Genomic DNA, 19,618 nt, shown 5'->3' on the forward strand with positions numbered 1-19,618 from the left:
TTATGGCTACAATGAGTTATATTCAAGCAATTACAGATGCATTACGAACTCAATTGAAAAATGATGATAAAACATTAGTTTTTGGTGAAGACGTTGGTAAAAACGGTGGAGTTTTCCGGGCGACTGATGGCTTGCAAGCTGAATTTGGTGAAGACCGGGTCTTTGACACGCCACTTGCTGAATCAGGCATTATTGGTTTGTCAACAGGACTTGCTGTTCAAGGCTTCCGCCCTGTTCCAGAAATTCAATTTTTCGGATTTGTCTTTGAAGCCATGGACCAAATTGCTGGTCAACTATCACGGACACGTTACCGGACAAACGGTACGGTTAATGTACCCGTAACTATCCGATCACCATTTGGTGGTGGTACCCACACCCCTGAAATGCACGCTGACTCATTGGAAGCAATGGTTGCTTCAGTTCCAGGATTACGGGTTGTGACACCATCAAATCCGTATGACGCTAAAGGTTTGTTGATTTCAGCAATCAAGAACAATGACCCGGTTGTTTTTCTTGAAAACTTGAAGCTATACCGTTCAATGAAAGCTGATGTACCAGAAGGTGAATACGAAGTGCCTTTGGATAAAGCCAATGTTGTTCGTGAAGGAACTGATTTGACAATTATTGCTTATTCAGCTGAAGTTAATGAAAGTTTGAAAGTTGCTGATAAGCTAGCAAAAGAAGGTAAGTCAATTGAAGTTGTTGATTTACGTTCATTGTCACCAATTGATTTTGAAACACTTGTTAAGTCAGCTGAAAAAACGCACCGCGTACTTGTCGTGCAAGAAGCACAACACCTTGCAGGGGTGGCTGCAAAGGTTGTTTCTGAAATTTCAGAACGTGCGATTCTTTCTTTGGATGCCCCAATTGGTCGTGTTTCAGCCCCAGATACAATTTACCCATTTGGATTAGCTGAAGATGACTGGCTTCCAAATGCTGATGATATCGAAGCAAAAGCACGTGAAATTTTAGAATTTAATTAGGAGGCTATCAGAATGGCGTTTGAATTTAAATTGCCAGAACTTGGTGAAGGTTTACATGAAGGTGAAGTCGCATCTTGGCTTGTCCAAGTCGGTGATCATATTGAAGAAGACGATGGTTTAGTCGAAATTCAAAATGATAAATCAGTGGAAGAATTACCATCACCAGTTAGTGGTACAATCAAAGAAATTAAGATTCAAGAAGGTGAAACGGCAACGGTTGGGGATGTTATTGTGATTATTGACGATGGCTCAGGGGATGCTCCAGCAGCGCCTAAAGCAGCCCCTGTTGAAGCCCAACCAGTTCCAACTCCAGTTGCACCGGTTGAACCAGTAAAACCAGTAGATTCAATTCCAACACCAGTAACCCCAACGGCGCCAGCACAAACTGCAAATGTCCGGGTGGCTAAACCTGGTGAAATTATCTTAGCAATGCCATCAGTACGTCAATTTGCTCGCCAACAAGGTGTTGATATCTCATTGGTACCGGCTACTGGTAAGCATGGTCAAATTTTGAAGGCTGATGTTGAAGCGTTTGCTGCTGGTGGCCAACCAACAGTAACTCCAACGCCAGTAGCGCCAGTACCTGCAGCTAAACCAGCCGCGCCTAAGCCAACTGTAACTGGTGAAACAGTGCTTGAAACACGTGAAAAGATGTCGATGACGCGAAAAGCAATTGCTAAGGCGATGGTAACGTCTAAACACACTGCGCCACACGTGACCTTATTTGACGAAGTTGAAGTAACTGCTTTAATGACAAACCGTAAGAAGTATAAGGCTGTGGCTGCTGAAAAGGACATCAAGTTAACGTTCTTGCCATATATTGTTAAGGCATTGACAGCGGTATTGAAAGCTTATCCAGTCTTTAATTCATCAATTGATGATGTCGCTGAAGAAATTGTTACAAAACACTATTACAATATTGGAATTGCGACTGATACTGATCACGGGCTATATGTACCTAATATTAAAGATGCTGAACGCAAGAACCTTTTTGAAATTGCTAGTGAAATTTCAGAAAATACGGCCAAAGCTCAAGATGGTAAATTAGGGGCCGCTGATATGCGGAATGGTTCAATTACGATTAGTAATATTGGCTCAATTGGTGGTGGTTGGTTTACACCAGTGATTAACTACCCTGAAGTTGCAATCGTTGGAGTGGGTAAGATTGTTAAAGAACCAATTGTTGATGAAAATGGCGAAATTGCTGTCGGCCAAATGTTGAAACTTTCAATTAGTTTTGACCACCGTTTAATCGATGGTGGGACAGCGCAACGTGCAATGAACTTACTTAAACGTTTATTGCATGATCCAGAATTGTTGTTGATGGAGGGATAGTAGAATGGTCGTAGGAGATTTTGCAGAAGAACGGCAAACGATTATTGTCGGTGCTGGCCCTGGGGGGTATGTTGCTGCAATTCGGGCAGCTGAACTCGGTCAGAAGGTAATGATTGTTGAGCGTGAACATATTGGTGGGGTGTGCTTAAATGTTGGTTGTATTCCATCAAAAGCGCTGATTAGTGCAGGTCACCGCTATCAACTTGCTCAAAGTGAAATGTTTGGGGTTGCATTGGGGGATGCAACGCTTGACTTTGCTAAGACCCAAGATTGGAAGCAAAATGAAGTTATCAATCGTTTGACTGGTGGCGTTGAAATGCTCTTAAAGAAGCATAAGGTTGAAATTGTACGTGGTGAAGTATACATGCACGATGATCACACACTCCGGGTGCTTAGTGAAACTAGCGAAACAGCCGCCCAAACATATAAGTTTGAAAACTTAATTTTAGCGACTGGCTCACGACCAATTGAAATTCCAAACTTCAAGTTTAAAGGGCGCGTACTTGACTCTACCGGCGCTTTAGCATTACCTGAAGTCCCTAAGGAATTAGTAGTCATTGGTGGTGGTTACATTGGAGCTGAATTGGCGGGTGCTTATGCTAACCTTGGCGCTCATGTTACGATTCTAGAAGGTTCACCAGCCATTTTACCTAATTTCGAAAAAGACATGGTTGATGTCGTCAAGAAAGAATTGAAAGCAAAAGGGATTGATATTCATACTAAGGCCCTTGCTAAAAATGCTGTTCAAACTGATGACCATGTGGCTGTTACTTATGAAATTGATGGTAAGGAAGAAACTATCAATGCTGATTATTGTTTAGTAACGGTTGGTCGCCGCCCAAATACTGATAACATGGGTCTTGAATACACGGGTGTCAAAATTGGTGAAAAGGGCTTGTTAGAAGTTGATAATCAAGGGCGCACAACTGTGCCGAATATCTATGCAATTGGTGATATTGTACCAGGAGCAGCTTTAGCTCATAAAGCATTCTTTGAAGCCAAAGTAGCCGCATCTGCTATTAGTGGCGACACAGCCGCAGCAGTAGATTATCTCGGAATTCCGGCGGTGTGTTTCACTGATCCAGAATTAGCAACGGTTGGTTTAACCGTTGCTGAAGCTAAGGATAAAGGTCTCAAGGCGAAAGGGTACAAATTCCCATTTGCTGGCAATGGCCGGGCGATGACTTTAGGACAACCGGAAGGATTTGTGCGCATTGTCACTGATGACCAAGGAACGGTACTTGGTGGTCAAATTGTTGGACCAGGAGCTTCTGATTTAATTGCTGAGTTAACACTTGCTGTTAATAGTGCAATGAATATTGAAGATGTTGCTTTGACGATTCATGCCCACCCAACATTAGCAGAAGTTATTGGTGAAGCTGCTGATGCGGCGATTGGGTTCCCAACCCACATGTAATTAATGTTAATAAAAAAGTCGCAAACCCAACTGTTTGCGACTTTTTTTATTTGGTATTTTTATCTAAAAACGAACAATTTAATATATTAAAAACATTTTAGTTCAGATATTTTGATTTACCGGTTGACATTTCAATAGTGAGGCTCTAATATAATAAACATCAAGTTATACATCGGGGAAGAAAGAGCGATTGTAATTAATATTAACGACAGAGAGCTTATGGTAGTGGAAAGTAAGTGTTAATGGATTATAATTGGGAGCTTTTGGAGATGAGGACTTAACACGTAATTAAGTTGCTCAGCATGCTGAGAATTAGGGTGGAACCGCGTTAATTTAACGTCCCTATGTCAAATTTAATTTGGCATGGGGACTTTTTTTGTCCTCATGCAAGTGAGGTGGAATTATGCAACAAGAAACAAACGAACTAGCACGGGCGTTAACACCACGACATATCCAAATGATTGCGATTGGTGGTGCTATTGGAACGGGGTTATTCCTCGGATCGGGGACGGCGATTAAAGCCGCTGGGCCATCAATTGTGTTGGCCTACATTGTTACCGGGATTTTTTGTTATTTGATGATGCGCGCCATTGGTGAACTTTTATTATCAAATGTCAAAATTCGGTCATTTATTGATTTTGTTCGGATATACTTAGGACCTCGTTGGGAATTTGTAACTGGATGGACATATTGGTTATGTTGGACCAGTCTAGCAATGGCTGATTTAACGGCGAGTGGTATCTATCTTCGGTATTGGTTTCCGACCTTGCCACAATGGATCACCCCATTAATTGTTATTATTGCTTTGTTAGCGATTAATTTGATGAATGTTGGTTGGTTTGGTGAAATGGAATCAGCGTTTGCTGGAATCAAGGTAATTGCAATTTTAGCCTTAATTATTGTTGGGGCAATTATGATTTTTACTGGTTTTCAATCAGGTGATAATGTGGCATCATTTGCCAACTTATATCAACATGGGGGCTTCTTTGCTACCGGTCTTAGTGGTTTCTTATTAGCATTTCCATTAGTGATTTTTGCCTTTACCGGGATTGAAATGGTCGGATTAACTGCGGGTGAGACAGAAAATCCAGAGGTTGATTTACCTAAAGCGATTAATGCTGTTCCCATCCGGATTGGCTTATTCTATGTTGGCGCGGTATTAGTTATCATGTCAATTTATCCGTGGAACTCATTGAGTGGGGCACAAAGTCCATTTGTTCAAGTGTTTGCGGGTATTGGGATTAAAGCGGCTGCTGGAATCGTTAACTTTGTTGTCTTAACGTCAGCAATGTCAGCAGCGAATAGTGCCATTTTTAGCACTAGTCGGACAATGTATGTTATGGCTGAAAATAATCATGCCCCTAAATGGTTTGCTAAGTTAAGCAAGCGCCAAGTACCAGTTAATGCATTAGTTACATCAGCAATCTTTTTATTATCAATTGTATTATTGAATTATTTTGTACCTAGTCAGATTTTTGTTATTATTTCTGGGGTAGCAACGATTAGCTTTATTTTTGTTTGGTTGATTTTGTTAATTACGCATTTGAAGTATCGTCGCGTGACTAAGAAGTTAGCAACTTATCAAATGCCAGGATTTCCAATTCTGAATTATTTAACAATTGCGTTTTTTGTCGGTGTATTGGGAATTTTATTATGCCAACCTGATACGCGCATTTCAGTTATTGGAACGGTAATTTTTGTTGCTGTGCTATTATTTGTTTATCGTTTAATGAATAAAAAGGCCGTTGTGAAATCGACCAACAATCTCGAAGCAAAATAAGCACTTAATGGATTATTCTTGTATATTATCAAGTTTAATGCTAATATAAAGGGTGTTCAAATATAACTCTTAATTGAGTGGGCAAATTAAATTTTGCCCGCTCATTTTTTTAAATAAATTTGATAGCAATTCAAAGCATTGAAGGAGGGATAGTTCGTGGCTAATGACGTTGTCGAAAAAATCACCGAATTGGTAACCCCAATTATTACTGCAAAGGGCTTCTCTTTATGGGACGTTGAGTTTGTAAAGGAAGGCCGTGATATGTTTTTACGGATCTTCATTGATAAGCCTGGCGGAATTACGATGGATGACATTGTACTAGCAACTAATGAGATTAGTGAAATGTTGGATGTGGTTGATCCAGATCCAATTCCCCAAGCATATATGTTAGAAATCTCATCACCCGGAGCTGAACGACCATTAAAGACCCCTGAAGATCTCGAATGGGCCCAAGGTCAATATGTGCACGTTTCACTCTATCAAAAACTAGATGGTGTTAAGGATTATGAAGGGGATTTAGTAGCAGTTACTGATGACGCTTTAACTTTGAACTATCTTGATAAAACGCGTAAGAAGAGTGTCGAGATTCCACGTGACATGATTGCAAAAGCGCGTTTAGCAATTAAATTTTAATGTAGAAAATACGGAAGGTAAAAAATCATGAGTAAAGAATTACTTGCAGCTCTTGATGCCCTTGAAGAAGAAAAAGGCGTAAAAAAAGCAATCGTAATCGAATCATTGGAAGCTGCTCTCGAAGCAGCCTACAAGCGTAACTATGACCAAGCCCAAAATGTTGAAGTGAGCTTTGATCAAAAGAAAGGTGATATCAGTGTTATCGCCGTTAAAGAAGTTGTTGAAGACGAAGAATTTTGGGATGAAAATACGCAAGTTTCTTTAAAGGAAGCTTTGGAAATGAATCGGGCGTATGAAGTTGGCGACGAAATTCGTTTCAAGGTTACTCCAAAAGACTTTGGTCGTATTGCTGCGCAAACAGCGAAACAAGTAATCATCCAACGTGTTCGTGAAGCTGAACGTGCAATTGTGTACGATAAGTTTGCACAATACGAAAACGAAATTATTAGTGGTGAAGTTGAACGTCAAGATATGCGTTATCTCTTTGTTACCTTACCAGGTAACCAAGAAGCAGTAATGACTAAACAAGACCAAATGCCAAATGAAAGTTACCAAATGCACGATCGGATTAAAGTGTTAGTTTCAAAAGTTGAAAATAACGCCAAGGGCCCACAAGTGTTTGTTTCACGGACGCATGCTGATTTAGTTAAGCGTTTATTTGAACAAGAAGTACCCGAAGTATATGATGGTACTGTTGAAATCAAGAGTATTGCACGTGAAGCTGGTGATCGGAGTAAGATTGCGGTTAAATCAAACAATCCAGATTTAGATCCAGTTGGTACAATGGTTGGTCAACGTGGTGCCCGGGTCCAAGCAGTTGTTAATGAATTATCTGGTGAAAATATGGATATTGTTGAATGGTCAGAAGATCCGGCAACATTTATCATCAACGCTTTGAACCCAGCCGAAGTCTTAAATGTAATTGTTGATCCATTAAACGAACGCGCCGTAACGGTGATTGTGCCTGACAATCAATTGTCATTAGCAATTGGTAAGCGTGGTCAAAATGCCCGTCTAGCAGCCCGTTTGACAAACTTCAAGATTGACATTAAGCCTGAATCTGAAGCCGAAAACTTCTATGCAGAACACGAAGCAAAGGTTGCCCAAGCGGCCAATGCACCACAAGAAACTGCTGAAGTTGTCGCTGAACCAGAAGGTGTTGATGCAGATTTTGCTAGTGATTTATTTGATGCTGAATAAACGTTAAGTTAAAGTGAAAGAGGAGGAAAAGAACAGTGAAACCTCGGAAAATTCCAATGCGTAAAGATGTTGTCACCGGCGAAATGTTCCCTAAAAAGGACTTAGTGCGGGTTGTTAAAGACAATGAAGGTAACATAAGTATTGATGCGACTGGTAAAGCGAATGGTCGCGGTGCTTACATCGGATTAGATGTAGCAATTGCCCAACAAGCATTCAAAAAACGAATTCTTGATAAGGCTTTAGGGATTGAGATTAATGATGCTTTTTATGAAGAATTAATTGCGTATGTTGATCATCAACAAGCACGAAAGGAATTGTTTGGCGATGCCAAGTAATGCAACAAAAGTTTTACAATTATTAGGTCTTGCACGCCGCGCTGGCGCATTGATTACTGGTGAAGAAATGGTTTTAAAGGCTATTCGTAACCAGAAAGCTCGGTTAGTATTAATCGCAAGTGATACTGGTAAAAGTACATTTAAGAAAATTACTGATAAAGCAAGTTATTATCATGTTGCAGTCATTGCCGATTACGATCGTGCGACTTTAAGTGATGCAACTGGAATGGCTCGATCAATTTATGCCATCGATAATGCAGGATTCGCAAAGAAGATAAAGGAAGTTAACAATACAGAAAAAGGAGAGTGAGCAATATATGGCAAAACGGATCTATGAATTAGCTAAGGAACTTAATGTCTCATCAAAGGACATGGTAAATGCTGCTGAAACTAAAGGTTTTAGCGTTAAAAACCATATGTCAACGATGGGTGCCAATGAAGAACGTTACTTACGTGAGTATTTTAGTAACAAAGGAGGCGCTAAACAAAATGCGTCTACTAAGCAAGCACAGCCTGCTAAACAAAATACCACTAAGCAAGTAACTTCAAAGCCTACGCAAAAGTCAGCCGACCGACCTGCAAAAGCCGCCCCAAAGCGTAATGTTAATGTAACGGATAATATGGACACAAAATCAACGAATGAAAGCCGCCCAAGTCGCGGTAACAATAATAACAATAGTAATAACAATCGTAGTAACAACCGTGGTGGTCGTAGCGATTGGAACAAAAATGGTGGTAACAACCGTAACAACCGCCATGGTAAGAAGGGCAAGCGTAACTTTAACAGTAACAATGGCCCTGCCAAAGTATTACCACAACGTAAAGATCAACCACTTCCAGATGTATTAGTTTACTCAGTTGGAATGAACGTACAAGATATTGCGAAGTTAATTCACCGTGATACTGCTGAAATCATCAAGAAGTTATTCATGCTTGGGGTAATGGTTAACCAAAACCAAAGCTTGGATGCTGAAACTATTGAAATTTTGGCTGCGGACTATGGTATCACTGCTGAAGAAAAAATTGAAGTTGACGTGGCTGATACTGATAAGTTCTTCAAGGAAGCCCAAAACAATACTGAAAACTCCACTCCACGGCCACCAGTAGTTACTATCATGGGACACGTTGACCACGGTAAAACAACTTTACTTGACTACCTCCGTAACTCACACGTTACTGACGGTGAAGCTGGTGGAATCACACAACACATCGGTGCATACCAAGTTAAAGCTGATGACCGGATCATTACGTTCCTTGACACTCCTGGACACGCGGCCTTTACTGCCATGCGTGCACGTGGAGCTGATGTGACTGATATTACAATCTTAGTTGTGGCAGCTGATGATGGTGTTATGCCACAAACAATCGAAGCTATCAACCACGCCAAAGCAGCCAAGACACCAATTATCGTGGCGGTTAACAAGATTGATAAGCCAGGTGCTAACCCTGAAAACGTAATGAATCAATTGATGCAATATGAATTGATTCCAGAAGAATTCGGTGGTGACACAATCTTTGTTAAGATTTCAGCTAAGTTTGGTCAAAATGTTGACGAATTGCTTGAAATGATCTTGCTTCAATCAGATGTGCTTGAACTTACAGCTAACCCTAAACAAAATGGGGCTGGTTCAGTTATTGAAGCACGTCTTGATAAGGGTCGTGGACCAGTTGCTACTTTACTTGTACAACAAGGTACATTGCGTGTTGGTGACCCAATCGTTGTGGGTAACACATACGGACGTGTACGGACGATGACTAATGATCGTGGTCGTCGTATTAAGGAAGCTGGTCCATCAACACCAGTTGAAATTACTGGTTTGAATGATGTGCCTGATTCAGGTGACTTATTCATTGTCTTTGATGATGAAAAAACAGCGCGTGCCGCTGGTGAAGAACGTGCTAAGCGTGCTTTATTAGCTAACCGTCACCGTAATAATGTGGTTTCTGTGTCAGACTTGTTTAGCAAGATGGCAGATAAAGAAATCAAATCAGTACCTGTTATCATTAAGGCCGATGTACAAGGTTCTGTTGAAGCCTTAGCCGGATCATTCCGTAAGATTGATGTTGACGGTGTTAAGGTTGATATTGTGCACACTGCCGTTGGTGCGATTAACGAATCAGATATTACGTTGGCTGAAGCTTCAGGTGCGATTATTATTGGATTTAACGTTCGCCCAACACCACAAGCTCGTCAACAAGCGGATTCAGAAGAAGTTGATATCCGTCTCCACAACATTATCTATAACGCAATTGATGAAATTGAAGCAGCAATGAAGGGTCAACTTGAACCTGAATTTGAAGAAAAAATCATTGGTAACGTTGAAATCCGTGAATTATTCAAGGTTTCTAAGGTCGGCACAATTGTCGGTGGTATGGTTATGAGTGGTGTGATTAAACGTGATTCAAGTATTCGTTTAATCCGTGACAGTGTCGTAATTTACGAAGGTACATTAGGCTCATTGAAGCGCTTTAAGGACGATGTTAAGGAAGTTAAGAAGGGTTACGACCTTGGTTTAACAATCGAAAACTACAACGATGAAAAGATCGGTGATATTATCGAAGTCTTTGAAATGGTTGAAGTACCACGTGCCTAATTACGTTGAGCGTAATCGCTTTTGATTATTAATAGTAAAGGAGATTGCATATGCCACAAGGACATTATCGAGTAGGTCGTTTATCACAAGAAGTACAACGTGAAGTAAACGATATTTTATTAAAACGCGTCCGTGACCCACGAGTTCAAGACGTGACTGTTACTGGTGTTGAAGTTACTGGTGACTTACAACAAGCCACGGTTTATTACAGTATCTATTCAGATTTAGCATCTGATGGTAAAAAAGCGCAAGCTGGTCTTGAAGCATCAACTGGTTTAATTCGGCGTGAGTTAGGTGCTCGTTTGAGTACTTACAAAATTCCAGAATTATTCTTTGAACGTGATAAGTCAGTTCAATATGGTGATCATATTGAAGCGTTATTACGAGGATTAAACAAGGACTAAGAAACATGTTCTAAACGTCCGGTATGTTAGTAAAAACCAATAAAGAGCCTTGAAAATTAATTTTTTCAAGGCTCTTTGTGTGTGATAGATTACTGCTAAAATAGTGATTTACCAAGTAGAAGGCTACTAATCGAATTGGTAGGTGGGTACTAAAAAGGAAGTTAACTTCTTTTTTTATTTTTCTAACAAAGTACGCTATACTTAATAGCGAATGTTTTAAAAAGTGAGGAAAAATTATGGATGGAATAATTCCAGTTTACAAAGAACGTGGGATGACGAGCCACGATGTCGTCTTTAAATTACGTAAAATTTTACATACTAAAAAAATTGGTCACTCGGGGACATTAGATCCAAATGTTGATGGCGTCTTACCAGTGGCCGTTGGTCACGCAACTAAAGCGGTGGAGTATCTCGTTAATTCTGGTAAAATCTATCGCGGGGCAATTACATTAGGTTTTGCTACTACAACAGAAGATTTGGATGGGGAAATTATTGCCAGTGCTCCGGTAGTGACGCCTTTTGATGACGCTACAATTGATGCGACGCTCGCTAAGTTAACTGGTGAAATTACCCAAATTCCACCAATGTTTTCAGCGGTTAAAGTTAATGGTCGTAAACTATATGAATACGCGCGTGCTGGTGAAACTGTAGAACGACCAGAACGGCAAGTGACAATAGGTGCGTTTACACAAATTAAAGCGAGTGAATACGATGCTCAAAAGCAACAACAAACGATTTACTTTGAAGTTCATGCTTCAAAAGGGACCTACGTACGGACGTTAGCGGTCGATTTTGGTAAATTACTTGACTTACCAGCTACGATGACGGATTTGACTCGGATTAAGTCTGGTGGTTTTGATTTAGCCCAAGCGGTTAAATTAAGTGAAATTGCAGACAAGATGGAAGCAGGGACGGTAGCAACAATTATGTTTCCAATTGATCGTGCACTAGGTGATATTCCAGCGATTGATATGACCGATGAACACTGGAGTAAGATGAAAAATGGGGCGTGGTTTGGTCGCGGTGAACTTGATACGCAAGCTACGGTTGTGCGGATGCGGTATCAAGATGATACGAAAGCATTGTATCACTGGGATACAGAAAAACATTTATACCGGCCCCTTAAAATATTTAATAATCAAGATTAAGAAAGATGATTAGGTACCTATATGGAAACTTTTGATTTAAGATATCCATTTACACACCCCGCAAATGCGCCACGACAAGTTGTTTTGGCGATGGGCTTTTTTGATGGTGTTCATTTAGGCCATCAAGCAGTATTGGCTAAAGCACGAGCACTAGCAACGGCTAAAGGGGTGCCATTAGCTGTTATGACTTATGATCACCATCCCCATATTGTCTTTCAAAAATTACCAACACAGTATCAATATTTAAGCCCAAATAAGCGGCAAAATGAGCTGTTTGCAATGGCGGGCGTTGATGTTGTTTATCGGTTGAGTTTTACTTCGAAATTGGCAAAATTAACGCCACAAGCCTTTGTTGATGAGGTGCTAATGGCATTAGATCCAGTAGCTGTTGTGGCGGGCTTTGATCACACGTACGGTGCTGATATCAATGTTGCTAACATGGAACATTTACCAACATTTGTAGCAGGACGTTTTGATGTTATTAGTGTTCCGAAAGCTGACTTTAATCATGAAAAAATTGGTTCACGGACGATTCATGAAGTGCTTGATGCGGGCCAAGTTGACTTAGCAAATGAGATGTTGGGTTACACATATCAAACGACCGGATTAATTGTCCATGGGGAGGCTTTAGGACGAACACTCGGATTTCCAACGGCGAATGTATTGACGCCAGCGGATGAAAAAATTCCAGGCGTTGGGGTCTATGGTGTCCGGGTGAAAATTGCTGATCAATGGTATGAAGGTGATGCATCAGTTGGTTATAATCAAACAATTGGTGAAGGTCGGCCGAAAACGTTAGAAATTTTTATCTTTGATTTTCATGAAGAAATTTATGGTGAAAACGTTGAAGTTCAATGGTGCCATTATGTTCGTGGAATGGAAAAATTTGCCGGGCTTGAAGAATTAGTAGCGCAATTGCATCAAGATGAAGCAGATGTGCGGGCGTTTTTTGCTAACGAAAAATAGTTAATTAAAGTGAAAAAACAATTGACGAAGGATATAATTCTTGATATTATATTATTTGTTGATTGCTTCGGGGGAGTAGCGAAGTGGCTAAACGCGGCGGACTGTAACTCCGCTCCTTCGGGTTCGGTGGTTCGAATCCACTCTCCCCCATCCGAAAAAAACCTGCAAATTTATTTGCAGGTTTTTTTGTACTATTAAGAAGAATATTAAAAAAATAACATGTTTTTTAAAAAAAGAGTTGACGAAAGGAGGTGATTCCTGTAGTATATTATTTATCGATTGATTATTAAATCTATAGGGGGGAATAGCGAAGTGGCTAAACGCGACGGACTGTAACTCCGTTCCTTCGGGTTCGTAGGTTCGAATCCTACTTCCCCCATCTTGAGAAACCTACAAATTTATTTGCAGGTTTTTTTGTACTTTAAAGTAATGTTAAAAATAAAATTGAAATATTATAATAAAAATGTTGACGAAGAATAAATATCCTGGTAATATATTATTTATCGATTGATTGTTAAATCTATCGGGGGAATAGCGAAGTGGCTAAACGCGACGGACTGTAACTCCGTTCCTTCGGGTTCGTAGGTTCGAATCCTACTTCCCCCATCTTGAAAAACCTGCAAATTTATTTGCAGGTTTTTTTGTATTATAATTGCGAAAATGTTGACAAGTTTCAATTGGCGTACGATAATTATTTAATGAACTTAATATTTTAATAACAATGAGAAAAGAGCGAAATAGCTTCGATCAAAGCAGCGAATCTGGGGGAGTGTGAGCCGGATGTTGATTAACTACTTCGGGCACTTTTTTAGTTATTCACAAAAAGCTGTCTAGCATTGGTTAGTGTTAGGAAGTAGGGTGGAACCGCGTTAATTTAACGTCCCTATGTCAATTCTGTTGGCGTAGGGATTTTTTTATGGTCAAAAACTTAGGAGGAACGACTGATGGAACAAAAATTGTCAATGCAACAAATTATTTTGAAGTTGCAACAATACTGGGCGGAACAAGGTGCCATGTTAATGCAAGCCTATGATACTGAGAAAGGGGCTGGGACGATGAGTCCATACACTTTCTTACGCGCAATTGGTCCAGAACCATGGAATGCCGCTTATGTGGAACCTTCACGTCGGCCAGCTGATGGCCGTTATGGTGATAACCCAAACCGGTTATATCAACACCACCAATTCCAAGTTGTTATGAAGCCATCACCAGATAATATTCAAGAATTATACTTGGGTTCATTACGTGAACTTGGCATCGAACCATTGGAACATGATATTCGCTTCGTTGAAGATAACTGGGAAAATCCTTCAATGGGTGCCGCTGGTGTTGGTTGGGAAGTTTGGCTAGACGGAATGGAAGTTACCCAATTTACGTACTTCCAACAAGTTGGTGGTTTGCAAGTTGATTCTGTGACTTCAGAAGTAACATATGGGCTTGAACGCTTGGCATCATACATCCAAGACGTGCCAACTGTTTACGATCTTGAATGGGCTGATGGCGTCCTTTATGGTGACATCTTTAAGGAACCTGAATTTGAACACTCAAAATACTCATTTGAAGAATCAAACCAAGAAATGCTCTTGAGCATGTTTGATAACTTTGAAGCTGAAGCCAAGCGCTTACTTGACTTAGGACTTGTGCACCCAGCTTACGATTACATTTTAAAATCATCACACACCTTTAACTTATTAGATGCACGTGGGAGTGTGTCAGTTACGGAACGGGCGGGCTACTTAAGTCGCATTCGTAACATGGCACGAGCGGTTGCGAAGGCATTTGTTGCTGAACGTAAAAAGCTTGGTTTCCCATTGTTAAAAGATGAAGAATTACGTGCCAAATACTTGGCCGATGATGAAGAAACTGACAAGGAGGCTAAGTAATTATGGCAAACTTTTTATTAGAAATTGGCTTAGAAGAAATTCCAGCTCACGTGGTAACGCCAAGTATTGAACAATTGGTTAAACGGGTTGGCAAGTTTCTTGATGACAATCGGATTGCCTATGGTGAAATTAAACCATTCTCAACTCCCCGTCGTTTAGCTGTCCAAGTATTAGATATTGCAGCAAACCAACCAGATATTGATGAAGAAGCAAAAGGGCCAGCTAAAAAAATTGCTTTGGATGCAGAAGGTAACTGGTCAAAAGCCGCCCAAGGATTTGTCCGAGGTCAAGGTTTAACGACTGATGATATCACTTTTAAGGAATTAAAAGGGGTTGAATACGTCTACGTTACTAAGCATATTGCTGGTAAGCCAGTTGAAGAAGTTCTACCTGGTTTAAAAGATGTGATCATGGCCATGACGTTCCCAACAACAATGAAGTGGGCAAATAATTCATTTGAATACGTGCGTCCAATCAAGTGGTTAGTAGCGTTGTTAGATAACGAATTAATTCCGTTCTCAATTCTTGAAACAAGCGTTGGCCGGACTTCACGTGGTCACCGTTTCTTAGGTCAAGATGTTGAATTTAGCGATGCTTTAAGTTACGAAAAGACATTAAAGGATGTATTTGTAATTGCCGATGCAAAGGTTCGTAAGGAACTTATTAAAGGCCAAATTGAAGCGATTGCCGCTCGTAAAGCTTGGACGATTGATATTGATGCGGACTTGCTTGAAGAAGTTAACAACTTGGTTGAATGGCCAACTGCCTTTGCTGGTTCATTCAAAGAAGAATATTTAGCCGTGCCAGATGAAGTTTTAATCACTTCAATGAAAGAACACCAACGTTTCTTCTACGTAACTGATGCAGCTGGTAAGTTATTGCCATTCTTTATCGGTGTGCGCAATGGTAACAGTGAACACATCGATAACGTGATTGCTGGTAATGAAAAGGTGTTGACAGCGCGCCTTGAAGATGCCAAATTCTTCTACAACGAAGACCAAAAGCAAACCATTGCGGATTACATGGGTCGCGTTGAAAAACTTTCATTCCACGATAAAATTGGTTCGGTTGCCCAACACATGCAACGGGTTAAGTTAATTACGCAAATTATCGGTAACCAATTGAACTTGAGTGCAGCTGAATTAGCTCAATTAGCCCGTGCTAGTGAAATTTATAAATTTGACTTGGTAACCGGTATGGTTGGTGAATTCTCAGAACTTCAAGGGATTATGGGTGAGAAATATGCGACAATCTTTGGTGAAGATGCCGCAGTAGCAGCTGCTGTTCGTGAACACTACATGCCAATTTCAGCTGAAGGTGATTTACCAGTTTCAACTGTTGGGGCTGTGTTGGCTTTAGCGGATAAATACGATGCCATCTTGTCATTCTTTGCAGCGGGGATGATTCCATCAGGAGCAAATGATCCATATGCACTTCGTCGTCAAGCACTTGGATTTGTGCGGATTTTACGTGATAAGCAATGGAATCTTGATTTAGCAGCCATTAATGCGGGCTTGATTGCTGCGTTGGCAAGTGACAACACAGGCCTACCAGCTGCTGTCCAAACAGCTTTAAGTGATGTGAATGCGGATGTCGCTTCATTTATGGTTGACCGGGTAAAACAATTACTTAACGGTCAAAATACACGTCATGATATCATTGAAGCTGTAATTAACGGTGACAGTAACGATATCTTAACGATGTTTGCTCAAGCCCATGTCTTGGAAGCACACAAAGACGATGCTAATTTCCGTGACTTTGTCGAAGCATTTACACGGGCAGTCCGTTTAAACAAGCAAAATCCAGTTGAAGCACCATTCAACGTAGATACCAGCTTGTTTGATAATGACTCTGAAGGTGTCTTGCATACAGCTGTTAGTGCACTCGAACCAGTCTTGGCAACTAGTTCATTAGCAGACAGCTTTGTCGAAGCGCAAACATTAGTACCTGCGATTGCAACTTACTTTGAAGCAACAATGATTATGAGCGATGATGCAACTGTGCGTCAAAATCGTTTAAATCAAGTGGCCCAAGTGGCCGCGATTGCGAATAAGTTTGGTAATTTAACGGATTTAATTGTTAAATAGCAGCATAATTAAAAAACAGCTTGGAAATTTTTCCAAGCTGTTTTTGTATTTTTATTTTGAAAAACTACTAAGTCTAACCACTGTTAGGCATTAACTTAATAGTTAATATTTGCTTGCAACTGTTGAATTAAGGCGCTAACTAAAGCACAGGATTCTAAGAAATTCGTTACAATAATTGGTTTAAGGGAAGCAGAAGTTTGTTGTGATTGGGCAACTGCCATGGCAATGCTGGCATCGTTACCCATTATTTTAACAGCGGTTACGGCAACCGCATCCGGTGTTGAGCTACTACCGGTGGTTGTTAGTTCGGTAATAATTGTCCGTAAATCAGTCACCATTAAATGCAATGTGTTATGCACATCGGCAATGCCAAGGTGGGCTGGTTTACTAAAAAACTTATTACCAGCACTGAAAGTAATTTCATAAGCGAGACTAATATTTTGCGCTAGATTTGCTTCAAAATCATCTGGTGTATCTCGTTGTGTGGGAAGTGGTGCATGGTTAATTGGTAATTCCAGTAATTGCGGATAGGCAGTATTAATACTTTGAAGATCGTGCTCGATTGTATTAAGCCAAGTTGTTAATTTAAGCATCCGGTGTTCTGGGGCAATATGTTGCATAAATGGCGCATTTATTACCGTTTTTTTGAGCGTTTGGAGGCTCGTATTTAACTGTCGAATTTGATAAATTAAGCTTTTAATTGCAGCAGCAGCTACGATATTAGTAACCGTCGGAAAGATTGCCGTTGGTACTAATGAACAATCAATATCTGTCGAACTAATCGCAATGAGCGGATTAATTTGACTACATTTTGCGATGATTAGCTGATTAACCCGGGTATTTACTTGGGTAACTGCATCTTCACGATAAATGTGGATTGGGAATAACTTTGCTGTTGCAAAATCATCTAGTGTTAGAAGCTGTTCACAGGATTGAATAACTAAAGCGCCAATATTTGGATCAAGAACGCGTGCGTCAATATTGCAACGCGCGGCAGCTCGCTTAGTGTGAAGTAAAGCACGGACAACTTGAATTGGCATCGTTGGGCCAGTCATTGCTAAAGGATTTAACAGTTGTGGTGCTTCGCTAATCGGGGAGACAGGTTCTTCGGCAGTGTTAGTTAATATCATGAATAGGTCCTTCTTTCAAAAGTGAAATTTATGTTAGTTTACTAACCATAATAGAACTTATCCCTGGTAATGTAAAGGGGAGTGCTTGCTAGCAAGATTGAAATGCGATGTAAATAAAAGGTTGAAAGTAAAATAAATAATTATTGTAAAGTTTATGAAAACGCTTTCTTTTGTAAATGAGATAAATTATAATGAATTTGTTCTTAGTAAAATTAATGCGATTTGAGGAGGTTTATGATAATGCAAAATGATTCAGGCTACAAGTTACCCACTGGATTCCTGTGGGGCTCAGCTGTGGCAGCTCATCAACTTGAAGGAGCATGGGATGTTGATGGTAAGGGGGTATCAATTGCTGATGTGATGTTAGCTGGTGAAAACCACGTTGCTCGTAAAGTAACCGATACGGTCCTACCTGATGGTAATTACCCTAATCACCGGGGAATTGATTTCTATCATACATATGCTCAAGACTTTGATTTATTCAAAGAATTAGGCATGAATGCTTTTAGAACATCAATTGCTTGGACGCGGATTTTCCCAAATGGGGATGAAGATGAGCCAAACGAAGCTGGTTTGGCATTTTACGATCAGATGATTGATTCTATGATTGAACATGGGCTAGAACCAGTTATCACGTTGAGTCACTTTGAAATGCCATTACACTTAGTTAAAGAATATGGTGGTTGGCGTAATCGTAAGGTGATCGATTTCTTTGTTAAATATGCTAAAACCGTGATTAGTCGCTATGGTGACCGGGTTAAGTATTGGTTGACGTTTAATGAAATTAATAACCAAACTTCATGGATGAATCCACATCATTTGTTGCAAGATTCTGGCTTAAAAGACTATGCGGAAGATGAAGCACAAGAATTAATGTACTTGGCTTCGCACCACGAATTAGTGGCGTCTGCTTTAGTTACTAAAGCCGCGCATGAAATCAACCCAGACCTTGAAGTTGGTTGCATGATTGCCATGAATCCAGTTTATCCAGCCACTTCAAATCCTAAAGACATTATGATGTCACAACGGGCGATGCAAACGCGCTATTACTGGGGGGATGTTCATGCTCTTGGTGAATATCCAACTTGGTTGTTGAAGTACTTTGAACAAAAAAATATCAAAATTGATATTACTGAAGAAGATAAAAAGATTCTTAAAGAAAATACGGTTGATTTTGTTTCATTCTCATACTACATGTCATGGACGGTTTCAGACCCTGAAAACCCATTATATGAATATGATGAAGAAAAGAATCATGGTGATAACCCATTCCTCGCCCAGTCAGATTGGGGTTGGCAAATTGACCCCGTTGGAATTCGGTATGCGATTAACTGGATGTGGGATCGTTGGCACAAAAAGATGATTGTTGTTGAAAATGGCTTTGGGGCTTTTGATAAGCTTGAAGATGGCGCCATCCATGATCCATACCGAATTGACTATTTTAAAAATCATATTAAATCCGTTGAAGAAGCCATTGTCCTTGATGGACTACCGGTCTTTGGTTATATGCCATGGTCGGGAATTGACATTATTTCCGCTTCAACAGGTGAAATGAAGAAACGTTATGGTTTTGTCTATGTTGATTTAGATGATTTTGGTAAAGGTTCTGGTAAACGTTATAAGAAGGATAGTTTTGCTTGGTATCAAAACGTTATTAAAACTAACGGACAAGAATTATAAAACATGCTAATTGACTTGTGATAGCAGTCGAGTGGTATCACAA

General features: G+C 40.2%; 16 protein-coding genes and 3 tRNA genes. 18 read left to right on the forward strand and 1 reads right to left on the reverse strand.

The window, feature by feature from the left end; translation table 11 throughout:
* The first annotated feature begins 2 nt into the window (after positions 1–2).
* From LQZ75_RS00095 to glyS, 17 genes are all read left to right on the forward strand, one after another.
* Complete coding sequence (locus LQZ75_RS00095) at positions 3–983, forward strand: alpha-ketoacid dehydrogenase subunit beta (protein ID WP_230095812.1); 981 nt, start codon at positions 3–5, stop codon at positions 981–983.
* Between the two features lie 12 nt (positions 984–995).
* Entirely contained in the window at positions 996–2,318 is a 1,323-nt protein-coding gene (locus tag LQZ75_RS00100; RefSeq protein WP_230095813.1) for a 2-oxo acid dehydrogenase subunit E2, read from the forward strand.
* A 4-nt stretch (positions 2,319–2,322) separates the two neighbouring features.
* Positions 2,323–3,735 carry a dihydrolipoyl dehydrogenase gene (lpdA, locus tag LQZ75_RS00105; RefSeq protein WP_230095814.1) on the forward strand — a complete coding sequence of 471 codons (1,413 nt, stop codon included), beginning with the start codon at positions 2,323–2,325 and terminating at the stop codon, positions 3,733–3,735.
* 403 nt (positions 3,736–4,138) lie between these two features.
* Entirely contained in the window at positions 4,139–5,515 is a 1,377-nt protein-coding gene (locus LQZ75_RS00110) for an amino acid permease (RefSeq protein WP_230095815.1), read from the forward strand.
* A 156-nt stretch (positions 5,516–5,671) separates the two neighbouring features.
* Entirely contained in the window at positions 5,672–6,148 is a 477-nt protein-coding gene (gene rimP, locus LQZ75_RS00115) for a ribosome maturation factor RimP (protein ID WP_230095816.1), read from the forward strand.
* Positions 6,149–6,175: 27 nt separating this feature from the next.
* On the forward strand, positions 6,176–7,348 hold the full coding sequence (gene nusA / locus LQZ75_RS00120; protein WP_230095817.1) for a transcription termination factor NusA: 1,173 nt from the start codon (positions 6,176–6,178) through the stop codon (positions 7,346–7,348).
* A gap of 35 nt (positions 7,349–7,383) precedes the next feature.
* Complete coding sequence (gene rnpM, locus LQZ75_RS00125; protein WP_290368215.1) at positions 7,384–7,683, forward strand: RNase P modulator RnpM; 300 nt, start codon at positions 7,384–7,386, stop codon at positions 7,681–7,683.
* Complete coding sequence (locus tag LQZ75_RS00130) at positions 7,673–7,993, forward strand: L7Ae/L30e/S12e/Gadd45 family ribosomal protein (protein WP_230095818.1); 321 nt, start codon at positions 7,673–7,675, stop codon at positions 7,991–7,993. The genes rnpM and LQZ75_RS00130 overlap by 11 nt, the downstream gene beginning before the upstream one ends.
* Before the next feature lie 7 nt (positions 7,994–8,000).
* A complete protein-coding gene (infB, locus tag LQZ75_RS00135; RefSeq protein ID WP_230095819.1) occupies positions 8,001–10,277 on the forward strand; it encodes a translation initiation factor IF-2 in 2,277 nt (758 codons plus the stop codon).
* A gap of 50 nt (positions 10,278–10,327) precedes the next feature.
* On the forward strand, positions 10,328–10,681 hold the full coding sequence (gene rbfA, locus LQZ75_RS00140; protein ID WP_230095820.1) for a 30S ribosome-binding factor RbfA: 354 nt from the start codon (positions 10,328–10,330) through the stop codon (positions 10,679–10,681).
* Positions 10,682–10,914: 233 nt separating this feature from the next.
* Positions 10,915–11,829 carry a tRNA pseudouridine(55) synthase TruB gene (truB, locus tag LQZ75_RS00145; RefSeq protein ID WP_230096360.1) on the forward strand — a complete coding sequence of 305 codons (915 nt, stop codon included), beginning with the start codon at positions 10,915–10,917 and terminating at the stop codon, positions 11,827–11,829.
* A 21-nt stretch (positions 11,830–11,850) separates the two neighbouring features.
* Positions 11,851–12,795 (forward strand): riboflavin biosynthesis protein RibF, encoded by a 945-nt coding sequence (ribF, locus tag LQZ75_RS00150; RefSeq protein WP_230095821.1) that lies wholly within the window; start codon positions 11,851–11,853, stop codon positions 12,793–12,795.
* Positions 12,796–12,864: 69 nt separating this feature from the next.
* Positions 12,865–12,945 (forward strand) — tRNA-Tyr (locus tag LQZ75_RS00155).
* Positions 12,946–13,093: 148 nt separating this feature from the next.
* Positions 13,094–13,174: transfer RNA gene (locus tag LQZ75_RS00160), tRNA-Tyr, on the forward strand.
* A 146-nt stretch (positions 13,175–13,320) separates the two neighbouring features.
* A tRNA-Tyr gene (locus LQZ75_RS00165) sits at positions 13,321–13,401 on the forward strand.
* 338 nt (positions 13,402–13,739) lie between these two features.
* Positions 13,740–14,678 carry a glycine--tRNA ligase subunit alpha gene (gene glyQ / locus LQZ75_RS00170; protein WP_230095822.1) on the forward strand — a complete coding sequence of 313 codons (939 nt, stop codon included), beginning with the start codon at positions 13,740–13,742 and terminating at the stop codon, positions 14,676–14,678.
* The gene (glyS, locus tag LQZ75_RS00175; RefSeq protein ID WP_230096361.1) at positions 14,678–16,765 is read left to right on the forward strand and encodes a glycine--tRNA ligase subunit beta; all 2,088 of its coding nucleotides are present in this window, start codon (positions 14,678–14,680) and stop codon (positions 16,763–16,765) included. The genes glyQ and glyS overlap by 1 nt, the downstream gene beginning before the upstream one ends.
* Positions 16,766–16,860: 95 nt before the next feature.
* Here glyS and LQZ75_RS00180 read toward each other — a convergent pair whose 3' ends face one another.
* On the reverse strand, positions 16,861–17,895 hold the full coding sequence (locus LQZ75_RS00180; protein WP_230095823.1) for a lyase family protein: 1,035 nt from the start codon (positions 17,893–17,895) through the stop codon (positions 16,861–16,863).
* A 240-nt stretch (positions 17,896–18,135) separates the two neighbouring features.
* Here LQZ75_RS00180 and LQZ75_RS00185 point away from each other — a divergent pair, with 240 nt between their 5' ends.
* Entirely contained in the window at positions 18,136–19,575 is a 1,440-nt protein-coding gene (locus tag LQZ75_RS00185; protein WP_230095824.1) for a 6-phospho-beta-glucosidase, read from the forward strand.
* Positions 19,576–19,618 lie beyond the last annotated feature (43 nt).

It is taken from the genome of Periweissella fabaria, from assembly GCF_918814575.1.
Classification (GTDB): Bacteria; Bacillota; Bacilli; order Lactobacillales; family Lactobacillaceae; genus Periweissella; species Periweissella fabaria.

Coding starts and splice junctions, on each gene's coding strand:
- LQZ75_RS00095 (WP_230095812.1), top strand. CDS start 3: ATGGCTACAATGAGTTATATTCAAGCAATTACAGATGCATTACGAACT.
- LQZ75_RS00100 (WP_230095813.1), top strand. CDS start 996: ATGGCGTTTGAATTTAAATTGCCAGAACTTGGTGAAGGTTTACATGAA.
- lpdA (WP_230095814.1), top strand. CDS start 2,323: ATGGTCGTAGGAGATTTTGCAGAAGAACGGCAAACGATTATTGTCGGT.
- LQZ75_RS00110 (WP_230095815.1), top strand. CDS start 4,139: ATGCAACAAGAAACAAACGAACTAGCACGGGCGTTAACACCACGACAT.
- nusA (WP_230095817.1), top strand. CDS start 6,176: ATGAGTAAAGAATTACTTGCAGCTCTTGATGCCCTTGAAGAAGAAAAA.
- LQZ75_RS00130 (WP_230095818.1), top strand. CDS start 7,673: ATGCCAAGTAATGCAACAAAAGTTTTACAATTATTAGGTCTTGCACGC.
- infB (WP_230095819.1), top strand. CDS start 8,001: ATGGCAAAACGGATCTATGAATTAGCTAAGGAACTTAATGTCTCATCA.
- rbfA (WP_230095820.1), top strand. CDS start 10,328: ATGCCACAAGGACATTATCGAGTAGGTCGTTTATCACAAGAAGTACAA.
- ribF (WP_230095821.1), top strand. CDS start 11,851: ATGGAAACTTTTGATTTAAGATATCCATTTACACACCCCGCAAATGCG.
- glyQ (WP_230095822.1), top strand. CDS start 13,740: ATGGAACAAAAATTGTCAATGCAACAAATTATTTTGAAGTTGCAACAA.
- LQZ75_RS00180 (WP_230095823.1), bottom strand. CDS start 17,895: ATGATATTAACTAACACTGCCGAAGAACCTGTCTCCCCGATTAGCGAA.
- LQZ75_RS00185 (WP_230095824.1), top strand. CDS start 18,136: ATGCAAAATGATTCAGGCTACAAGTTACCCACTGGATTCCTGTGGGGC.